The following is a 9,663-nucleotide window of genomic DNA, read 5'->3' on the forward strand; positions in this document are numbered from 1 at the left end:
CTACATCTTCGTCGGCACCGTCGTCGCCATGTACGCCCAGGCGCGCGGCATGGTCGAGTTCTGGTTCGCCTGGCTGCTCGTCGACGTCGTCGGCGTGCCCCTCAACTTCGCCAACGGCTACGCCTTCTCCGGCTTCGTCTACGTCATCTACGGCGCGCTCGTCCTGTGGGGCCTGCGCGACTGGTGGCTGCGCTCGCGTCAGACCGCGCGGCCCACCCTGGAAGGAGCGCCGGCATGACTGCCGCAACCGCCCTGTACAGCACCGACGACGTCGAGAGCTTCACGCTCGACCCCGTCGAGCAGGCCATCGCCGACATCGCGGCCGGCCGCCCCGTCGTGGTCGTCGACGACGAGGACCGGGAGAACGAGGGCGACCTCGTCATCGCCGCGGAGAAGGCCACCCCCGAGATCGTCGCCTTCATGATGAGCGAGTGCCGCGGCCTGATCTGCGCCCCCATGGAGGGCGACGAACTGGACCGGCTGAAGCTCCCGCAGATGGTCGAGGACAACACCGAGTCGATGAAGACCGCGTTCACGGTCTCCGTCGACGCCTCCGCCGCGCACGGCGTGAGCACCGGCATCTCCGCCTCCGACCGCGCCACCACCCTCCAGCTGCTCGCCGACGGCGTCTGCGGGGCCGACGACTTCGTCCGCCCCGGCCACATCTTCCCGCTGCGCGCCCGGCCCGGCGGGGTCCTCACCCGCAACGGCCACACCGAGGCCGCCGTCGACCTCGCCCGCCTCGCGGGCCTGCGCCCGGCCGGCGCGATCGTCGAGATCGCCGGCGAGGACGGCACCATGCTGCGCCTGCCCGAGCTGATCCCCTTCGCCCGCAAGCACGGCCTGACGATCATCTCCATCGAGGACCTGATCGCCTACCGCCGCAGCAGCGAACCCACCGTCCGCCGCGAGGCCACGACCCGACTGCCCACCGCCCACGGCACCTTCACGGCCCACGGCTACCGCTCCATCGTCGACGGCGTCGAGCACGTCGCCCTGGTGCACGGCGAGATCGGCGACGGCCAGGACGTCCTCGTCCGCGTCCACTCCGAATGCCTCACCGGCGACGTCTTCGGCTCGGCCCGCTGCGACTGCGGCCCCCAGCTCGACGCCTCCCTCGCCCGCGTCCAGGCCGAGGGCCGGGGCGTCGTGGTCTACCTGCGCGGACACGAGGGCCGCGGCATCGGCCTGATGTCCAAGCTGCGCGCCTACGAACTCCAGGAGCGCGGCCGCGACACCCTCGACGCCAACCTCGAACTCGGCCTGCCCGCCGACGCCCGCGACTACGCCGCAGGCGCGCAGATCCTCGCCGACCTCGGTGTGCGCGGCGTCCGGCTGCTGACCAACAACCCCGACAAGACCGACGCGCTCGTCCGGCACGGCATCGCGGTCCAGGCCCGCGTGCCGATGCCCGTGAGCGCCGGCGAGCACAACCTCCGCTACCTGCGCACCAAGCGGGACCGGATGGGCCACGACCTGCCCTGGCTGGACACGACCACCGTGCCCGCCTGCGGCAACCAGTAAGAGAGCACAGAGGGAGAGACGTGAGCGGCAAGGGTGCACCGGAGTTGTCCGTACGCGATGTGGGTGACCTCCGGGTCGCCGTCATCGCGGCACAGTGGCACGAGAAGGTGATGAACGGTCTGGTCGACGGCGCCCTGCGCGCCCTGCACGACCTGGGGATCGACGAGCCGACACTGCTCAGGGTCCCCGGCAGCTGGGAGCTCCCGGTCGTCGCCAAGGTCCTCGCGGGCCGCGGCTACGACGCGATCGTCGCCCTCGGCGTCGTCATCCGCGGCGGCACGCCCCACTTCGAGTACGTGTGCCAGGGCGTGACCCAGGGCCTCACCCAGGTCTCCGTCGACACCGGTGTCCCCGTCGGCTTCGGCGTGCTGACCTGCGACACCGAGGAGCAGGCCCTGGACCGCGCCGGAATCGAGGGCTCCAACGAGGACAAGGGGCACGAGGCGGTGACGGCGGCGGTGGCGACCGCGGCCACCCTCCGCTCAGTATCCGAACCCTGGCGCTGACGGAAGCCGGGTGTGGCATAGGCTGAGCGTCACCATGTCCAAGAAGACGTTCGAGGAGCTCTTCACCGAGCTCCAGCACAAGGCCGCCCAGGGCGACCCCGCCACTTCCCGCACCGCAGAACTGGTCGGCAAGGGCGTCCACGCCATCGGCAAGAAGGTCGTCGAAGAGGCCGCCGAGGTGTGGATGGCCGCCGAGTACGAGGGCAAGGAAGCCGCCGCCGAGGAGATCTCGCAGCTGCTGTACCACGTCCAGGTGATGATGGTCGCCCGCGGCATCTCCCTCGACGACGTCTACGCCCACCTGTAAGCCGCACCCGTTCCCGTACGACACCACGCAAAGGAAGCCGACCTCATGCTGCGCATCGCCGTCCCCAACAAGGGTTCCCTGTCCGGCCCTGCGGCGGAGATGCTGCATGAGGCCGGCTACCAGCAGCGCCGCGAGTCCAAGGAACTGCGGATCGTCGACCCGGTCAACGAGGTCGAGTTCTTCTACCTCCGCCCCCGCGACATCGCGATCTACGTCGCCTCCGGGCAGCTGGACATCGGCCTCACCGGCCGGGACCTGCTCATCGACTCCGGCGCCGAAGCCGAGGAGATCCTCGCCCTCGGCTTTGCCCGCTCCACCTTCCGCTACGCCACCAAGCCCGGCACGATCAGCGGCCTGGCGGACCTGACGGGCAAGACGATCGCCACCTCCTACGAGGGCATCGTCGCGGCGCACCTCGCCGAGCACGGCATCGACGCCTCCGTCGTCCACCTCGACGGCGCCGTCGAGACCGCCATCCAGCTGGGCGTCGCCCAGGTCATCGCCGACGTCGTCGAGACCGGCACCTCGCTGCGCAACGCGGGCCTGGAGGTCGCCGGCGAGCCGATCATGCAGTCCGAGGCCGTCGTGATCCGCCGCACCGGCGCGGACGCCGACGACCCCAAGGTGCAGCAGTTCCTGCGCCGCCTCCAGGGCGTCCTGGTCGCCCGGACGTACGTGATGATGGACTACGACTGCCGCGTCGAGCAGCTGGAGAAGGCCGTCGCCCTGACGCCCGGCCTGGAGTCCCCGACCGTCTCCCCACTGCACAACGAGGGCTGGGTCGCCGTCCGCGCGATGGTCCCGGCCAAGGAAGCCCAGCGGATCATGGACGACTTGTACGACATCGGTGCCCGGGCCATCCTGACCACGGCCATCCACGCCTGCCGTCTCTGAGGGGCCGCGACCCGATGTCCGATCTGCCCAGCCTGCCCGTCACGTTCCGGCCGGGCAGCACCCGTGTGGTGCTGCTCACCGCGGCCGTCGCCGTCTTCGTGGTGATCACGGCGGTCGCGATGCTGCTGAAGCAGCTCAGCCCCGGCGAGCGCGTCAGCTTCGTTTTCACGGCACTCCTGCTGGACGCCGTGCTGCTCCTCCTGGCGCGTCCCAAGGTGGTCGTCGACGACAACGGCGTCACTGTCGTCAATCTCACGAACAAGCGCCGGCTGGAGTGGGCGGAGATCCTCCAGGTGACCCTCCGGCCCGGCGACCCCTGGGTGTTCCTCAACCTCAGCGACGGCACCAGCCTGCCTGCTCTGGGCATCCAGCCGGGCCTGGCCAGGCAGCGTGCGATCGCCGACGCCCGGGCGCTCCGGGCGCTGGTCGAGGCGCGTTCCGTGACGGATCCCGAGCGGGGTCAGGGCTGACTCGGGACATCCTCCGGGCGGACGCCACTGCCGCACCGGGCCGTGTCTTGATTAATCTGGTGGCGGAGGCGTGATGGATGCGCCTCCGCCTCTGTCGCCCCGACCGGTGCGCAGAGGCTCCTGCTAACCGAGGAGTGACCCCCTCCGGCGATGGACGGATCGTCCTGCAGTACCTGCGCCGCCCCCTGCCGACATAGCGCGGACCTCGTATCCGAGGTACGCGACCGTGTGGAGGCGGCGGCATCATGACCACCCCCCTGCTGCTCCTCGCAGCCGCGTTCCTGCTGATTCTCGCCAACGGATTCTTCGTGGCGGCCGAATTCGGACTCGTGACGGTCGAACGGCCCGAGGCCGAGAAGGCCGCCGCCGAGGGCGACCGGCGTGCCCACCGGGTCGTCGAATCACTCAAGGAACTCTCCTTCCAGCTCTCCGGCACCCAGCTCGGCATCACCATCACCTCGCTCGTCGTCGGCATGCTCGCCGAACCGGCGCTCGCCGAGCTGCTGCACGGCCCGTTCACCTCGATCGGCATCCCCGAGGGAGCCGTCTCCGGTGCCACGGTCGTCGTCGGCATGCTGCTGGCCTCCGCCGTGCAGATGGTGATCGGCGAGCTCCTGCCCAAGAACTGGGCGGTATCCAGGCCGCTGCAGGTCGCCCGCTTCGTCGCGGGCCCGCAGCACGTCTTCGCCCGGCTGTTCCGCCCGGTCATCGCCGGCCTCAACGCCGTGGCGAACCGGCTCGTGCGCGCCCTGGGCATCGAACCCGCCGAGGAGCTGGCCTCCGCCCGCACTCCCGGCGAACTCGTCTCCCTGGCCCGCCACTCGGCCCTGGCCGGCGCCCTGGAGCAGGACACGGCCGACCTGTTCGTCCGGACCCTGTCGCTGGGCGAGCTCACCGCGCAGCACGTGATGACGCCGCGCGTGAAGGTCAGCGCCCTGCAGTCCTCGGCCACCGCCGAGGACGTCGTCAACCTGACCCGCGCCACCGGCCTGTCCCGCTTCCCGGTCTACCGGGAGAAGATCGACGAGGTCGTCGGCATGGCTCACCTCAAGGACGCCCTGGCCGTGCCCGTCCAGGACCGGCTGCGCACCCCCGTCGGCCACATCGCCCGCCCGGCGCTGCTCGTCCCCGAGACGCTGCCCGTACGGCCGCTCCTCACCCGCCTGCGCAGCGAGCAGCCCATCGCGGTCGTCGTCGACGAGTACGGCGGCACCGCCGGTGTCGTCACGCTGGAGGACATCGTCGAGGAGATCGTCGGCGAGGTCCGCGACGAGCACGACGGACACGACCTGCCCGAGCTGGCCGCCGCGCCGCCGGAGGACGGCAGGCCCGCCTGGGACGTCGACGGCAGCTGCCGGGTCGACATCCTGCTGCGCATAGGCCTCGACGTGCCCGAGGGCCCGTACGAGACGGTCGCGGGCCTGATCGCCGACCTGCTGGGCCGTATCCCGGCCGTCGGTGACAAGGCGGAGCTGCCCGGCTGGCGGCTCTCGGTGCGCCAGGTCGGCCACTACCGCGCGGAGCGGGTCCGGCTCGTGCGGACCGCCCCGGTGGTCTTCATGGCGGAGGCCGTCCGATGAGTGTGCTCCAGCTTCTCTTCGCCGCGCTCCTCGTGCTCGCCAACGGCTTCTTCGTCGGCGCCGAGTTCGCGCTGGTCTCCGTACGCCGCAGCCAGATCGAACCGCTCGGCACCGCCCGCTCCCGGCAGGTCCTCTACGGGCTGGAGCGGCTGCCGCAGATGATGGCGGCGGCCCAGTTCGGCATCACGATCTGCTCCCTGACGCTCGGCGCGGTCGCCGAACCGACGGTCGCCCACCTGCTGGAGCCGGTCTTCGAGTGGATCCACCTGCCGCACGGCGTGATCCATCCGCTGACCTACGTCATCGCCCTCGCCGCCGTGGTCTTCTTCCACCTCGTCATCGGCGAGATGGTCCCGAAGAACCTGGCGATGGCGGCGCCGGAGAAGGCCGCGCTGTGGCTCAGCCCCGGCCTGGTCTGGTTCGCGCGCTTCTGCAAGCCCATCACGGCCGCTCTCGGCGCCGTCTCCCAGGGCATCCTGCGGCTCTTCCACGTCGAGCCCAAGGACGCGGTCGAGGCCGTCTTCACCAGCGAACAGCTCAACCGGCTGGTGGAGGACGCCGGCCAGGCGGGCCTGCTCGACCCCGAGGAGGCCGAGAGCCTCGAGGACGCCCTGGAGCTGGGCTCCCGCCCGGTGACGGACGTCCTGCTGAAGCGGGAGTCCCTGGTGACGGTCAGCCCGTCGGTCACCCCCGGGCGGATCGTCGAGCTCACGGCCCGCACCGGCTACTCCCGGTTCCCGGTCGCCGCGGACACCGGCGCCTTCATGGGGTACCTGCACGTCAAGGACGTCCTCGACCTGGAGGACTCGGACCGGGCCGTTCCGCAGCACCTGTGGCGTCCCATGACGACCCTGCGGCCCGAGCTGCCGCTCGACGACGCCCTCACGGTGATGCGGCGGGCAGCGACCCACCTGGCACAGGTGGCCGACGCGTCCGGCAAGGTACTCGGACTGGTCGCACTGGAGGACGTGCTGGAGCTGCTGGTGGGTGAGGTGCGGGATCCCGCGCATCGTCAGGTGCACGAGGTGAAGCTGACCGAGCCCAGGAGCAGCGGGGCGTCGGAGGAGGTACTGGCGACGTAGTCCCAGCTGCGGGCATGCGTGCCGCTGGGGGCGGCGCCCGTCCCACCGAGAGCGGCACCCCGCTCCACCGGGTTGCGCGCCCACCCGACCTCAGCGGCAGCAACGCCGTTTCCTCACAGCCCCGATGGACTCCCGGGCCCGCGCCCCGACAGCACCTCTCCATACGCCTGCATCAGATCCGGCAACCGCAACGTCGCCAGGTCCTCCCTGCCCAGCACCCCGGGATACACCGACAACCGCAGATCACGGTACGCGCAGCTCTTCTCGTACAGCGTCCGCAGGAACCGCCCGTTGCCCAGCTCGTCGATCCACCCCTGGTCGACCACGTGCCCGGCGATGGACCGCAGCTCGTCGAGGGCCTCCTCGTCCCACAGGTCGCCGTTCTCCGCCGCGAGCACCTTGCCGATGTCGGTGAGTTCGAGGGGCCGGTAGGACGGGAAGTCGACGCGGGTGGTGAAACGGGAGGACAGCCCGGGGTTCGCGGCGAGCAGACGGTCCATGCCCTCCGGGTAGCCGGCCAGGATCACCACGAGGTGGTCGCGGTTGTCCTCCGCGCGCTTCAGCAGCACCTGGAGGGCCTCGTCGCCGTACGCGTCCCCCTTGCCGTAACCCGAGTTGGACAGCGAGTAGGCCTCATCGACGAAGAGGACGCCCCCGAGAGCCGAGTCGATCAGTTCGTTCGCCTTCACGGCCGTCTGCCCGAGGTACTCGCCGACCAGGTCGGCCCGCTGGGCCTCCACGAGATGGTCGCCGCCGAGCAGCCCGAGGGCGTAGAAGACGCGGCCGAGGATGCGGGCGACGGTCGTCTTGCCGGTGCCGGAGGGGCCGGAGAAGACGAAGTGGCGTTTCGGCGGCTGGACCGGCAGGCCCTGCCCGGCTCGCAGCCGGGCCATGTTCAGCTGCGCCGACAGCGCCTTGACCTGGCGCTTCACCGGCTCCAGACCCACCATGCGTTCGAGCTCGGCGAGTGCCTCGTCCAGTAACGCCGGGTCGGTGGGCCCGGCGGGCAGGGAGGGGACGGGGCCGGTCCTCTCGCGGACCGGCGGGCCGGTCACCGGCGGCAGGGGAGCGAGCGGCGGCTCGGGATCGGGCAGTCTCAGGTCGCGTCCTTCCAGGCCGAAGAGCGGATCGAACCCGTCCGGACCGTCCACCGCGTCCTGGCCCGCACCGGCGAGGGTGACCGCCGCGAGACCCGTGGCGTCGTCGTACCCGTCGCCCTCGGCGATGGCGGTGAGCCGGGCGGAGGTGTCCATGAACGCCGGGTCGACACGGTGCACGGCCCGGTACAGGGGGAGCGCGGCGGCGCTGCGGCCGGTGCCCTCGTGCGCCCGGGCCAGCCAGTAGCGCAGCTCCTTGCGCTGGGGCTGCTCGCTGCGGCAGCGCATCAGCGCGGCGGACAGCAGGGGTTCGGCCTGGCCGTACATCTCCAGGCGGACCCTGGCCATGCCGCCGAACAGACCCGCCTCGATGCCGAGCAGCGGATCGTCGAGCAGCGGGTCGGTGTGGCGGACCAGTTGTTCCCAGTCCTTGACCAGATAGGCGCGGCAGGAATGCAGGAAGCGGACCTGGTGGTCGGTGTCCACGGGCGGCAGACCGGCGAGGGCCCGGTCCAGCTCGGGGACGTGGCGGCCGTCCAGCCAGTGGGAGGCGTGCGCGAGCAGCAGATCACGGGGGCTCTCCAGCACGGGCTGCACCCACCAGCCCAGCCAGTACCAGGAGTTGAGCGTGCGGCGGTAGCGCGTGCGCTGCTCCCCGAAACGGTCCCGGTGCCGGAACATCCGCAGCAGCGCATTCGTCGTGTCGACGCGCAGCGCGTGCAGCCCGAGCCAGCCGTCGGCCATCCCGGAGTCCATCCGCACCGCGGCGCGGAACTCCTCCTCCGCCTGCGGATACGCGCCCATGGTGTAGGCGTCCACGCCTCGCAGCCAGGCGAGGTCGGCCGGGGCCTGTGGGCCCTGCGTGCCGAAGTCCATCACGTCCCCCACAAACCGTGCCCCCGTCGGTATGCCAACGAGCCGTCCCCCAGCCGGCTGCCCTGCTCGAACCGCTGTGCCACGGACCGGAGTTGCACAGTGCGCGAAGCAACCGTCCGTAGGTCGCGACGAGGGCATCGTACCTGCGGGCGCGGCGCCCCCGTAGGGTGCCGCACAGGCCGTTCGGCGAGGTGGGAGCGGATGCCGCGTCCTCGCGGGCGGTGACCCAGGGTGAGCGTTCGGCGCCCCGTGGCGGCCGGAAAACCGCAAGAAGGCAGAACGAAGCCCCCGATCACGGGGGAACAACCGGGGGCTTCGCGTCTGTGGGCGGCTTCGATGCCGCACATTGAGAACGTAAGACCTGTACGGCCCGGCGGTCAAGCCGAGTTGAAGCACTCCGGCAAGTTGTTCCGCAAGGCCCTTCACCAGTTCAGCAGACCGCGGGCGGCCCGTCACCCTGTGTGAAGGGCTGGTTCGGTCCAACGGTCCCAGCCGGTCCCGGGAGCACCTCATACCCCTCATCTCGCTGCCGTACCAGAAGGTCGGCGAACGGCCGCGAGGGATCCTCGGCGAAATGCCGGCGCTCCGCCGGAACCCACCCGTCCCAGAACCCCCGCTGCTCCTCCCCGTCCCGGGACCGTCCCCGCGCCCAGGCTTCCTCCCGCGGCAGATCCATCCACAGCAGCAGGGTCAGGTGCGGGCGCAGCGCACGGCGCCCCGCGCCGACGCCCTCCACGAGGATCACCGGAGCGGGCGGGAGCGGACGCGGGGAGCCGAAGCGGCGGGCCCGCCAGTCGTAGCGGGCGTAGCGCGCGGTCCGGCCGTGGGAGAGCGGCTCGATCAGCTGGTCCAGCAGTCGTCCCGTCCAGTCGAACAGCGCGTCGTGGCTGGCGATGTCGTCGAGGCGCAGCACCGGCGCGCCGTCCAGGGCCGCCGCCAACCGCTCGGCGAACGTGCTCTTTCCGGACCCGGCGTGCCCGTCGACGCCGACGAGCCGGACCGGGCCGCAGGAGGGGGAGAGGCGGCGGACGCGGGCGGCCAGGGCACGGACGGCGGGGCACGGTGCGGGGTGGAAGGACGTATTCATCTCGATCGGCACTCTAACCACGGGGTCCGCCGGGGATGCCACCGGTCGACGCCAATATTGGTGGGCGCGGCGCGCGTCGAAGTGCTGGCAGGACACGGCGGGCTGTGCTCATATGTGGCGCACGCACGGACACGACCGACCGTGCACGGACCTGCCCCGCACCTGCCCGACTCCGACATCCGGGGGTCCCCCGCCATGCGCAGAGCCGAACAGCCCTCCCGCAGAACCGTCCTGGCCGCC

Annotated in this window: 10 protein-coding genes; 8 read left to right on the plus strand and 2 right to left on the minus strand. The window is 71.4% G+C overall.

Going from position 1 to position 9,663, the window contains the following annotated elements:
* The 8 genes from ABZ281_RS22845 to ABZ281_RS22880 form a co-directional block, all read left to right on the plus strand.
* A partial coding sequence (locus ABZ281_RS22845) for a nicotinamide mononucleotide transporter family protein (RefSeq protein ID WP_356658146.1) occupies window positions 1–238 on the plus strand: 238 nt, incomplete at its 5' end.
* Window positions 235–1,524 (plus strand): bifunctional 3,4-dihydroxy-2-butanone-4-phosphate synthase/GTP cyclohydrolase II, encoded by a 1,290-nt coding sequence (locus ABZ281_RS22850; RefSeq protein ID WP_356658148.1) that lies wholly within the window; start codon window positions 235–237, stop codon window positions 1,522–1,524. The genes ABZ281_RS22845 and ABZ281_RS22850, both read left to right, overlap by 4 nt.
* A 20-nt stretch (window positions 1,525–1,544) precedes the next feature.
* Entirely contained in the window at window positions 1,545–2,030 is a 486-nt protein-coding gene (ribH, locus tag ABZ281_RS22855) for a 6,7-dimethyl-8-ribityllumazine synthase (protein WP_356658150.1), read from the plus strand.
* Between the two features lie 34 nt (window positions 2,031–2,064).
* Window positions 2,065–2,337, plus strand: coding sequence for a phosphoribosyl-ATP diphosphatase (locus tag ABZ281_RS22860; RefSeq protein ID WP_019983911.1), 273 nt, complete (start codon window positions 2,065–2,067; stop codon window positions 2,335–2,337).
* 45 nt (window positions 2,338–2,382) lie between these two features.
* Window positions 2,383–3,231 (plus strand): ATP phosphoribosyltransferase, encoded by an 849-nt coding sequence (hisG, locus tag ABZ281_RS22865; RefSeq protein ID WP_031108172.1) that lies wholly within the window; start codon window positions 2,383–2,385, stop codon window positions 3,229–3,231.
* Between the two features lie 14 nt (window positions 3,232–3,245).
* Window positions 3,246–3,701: a PH domain-containing protein gene (locus ABZ281_RS22870; protein WP_356658153.1), complete on the plus strand. Its 456-nt coding sequence runs from the start codon at window positions 3,246–3,248 to the stop codon at window positions 3,699–3,701.
* Window positions 3,702–3,946: 245 nt separating this feature from the next.
* On the plus strand, window positions 3,947–5,281 hold the full coding sequence (locus ABZ281_RS22875; RefSeq protein WP_356658154.1) for a hemolysin family protein: 1,335 nt from the start codon (window positions 3,947–3,949) through the stop codon (window positions 5,279–5,281).
* On the plus strand, window positions 5,278–6,363 hold the full coding sequence (locus ABZ281_RS22880) for a hemolysin family protein (protein ID WP_356658156.1): 1,086 nt from the start codon (window positions 5,278–5,280) through the stop codon (window positions 6,361–6,363). The genes ABZ281_RS22875 and ABZ281_RS22880 overlap by 4 nt, the downstream gene beginning before the upstream one ends.
* Before the next feature lie 113 nt (window positions 6,364–6,476).
* Here the strand turns inward: ABZ281_RS22880 and ABZ281_RS22885 are convergent, their stop codons facing one another.
* Window positions 6,477–8,336 (minus strand): AAA family ATPase, encoded by a 1,860-nt coding sequence (locus tag ABZ281_RS22885; protein ID WP_356658158.1) that lies wholly within the window; start codon window positions 8,334–8,336, stop codon window positions 6,477–6,479.
* 430 nt (window positions 8,337–8,766) lie between these two features.
* Window positions 8,767–9,423, minus strand: a complete 657-nt coding sequence (locus ABZ281_RS22890) for a hypothetical protein (protein ID WP_356658160.1) — start codon at window positions 9,421–9,423, stop codon at window positions 8,767–8,769.
* Between the last annotated feature and the right edge of the window lie 240 nt (window positions 9,424–9,663).

The sequence above is a fragment of the Streptomyces sp. NPDC006265 genome (genome assembly GCF_040613555.1).
In the GTDB taxonomy this organism is placed as follows: domain Bacteria; phylum Actinomycetota; class Actinomycetes; order Streptomycetales; family Streptomycetaceae; genus Streptomyces.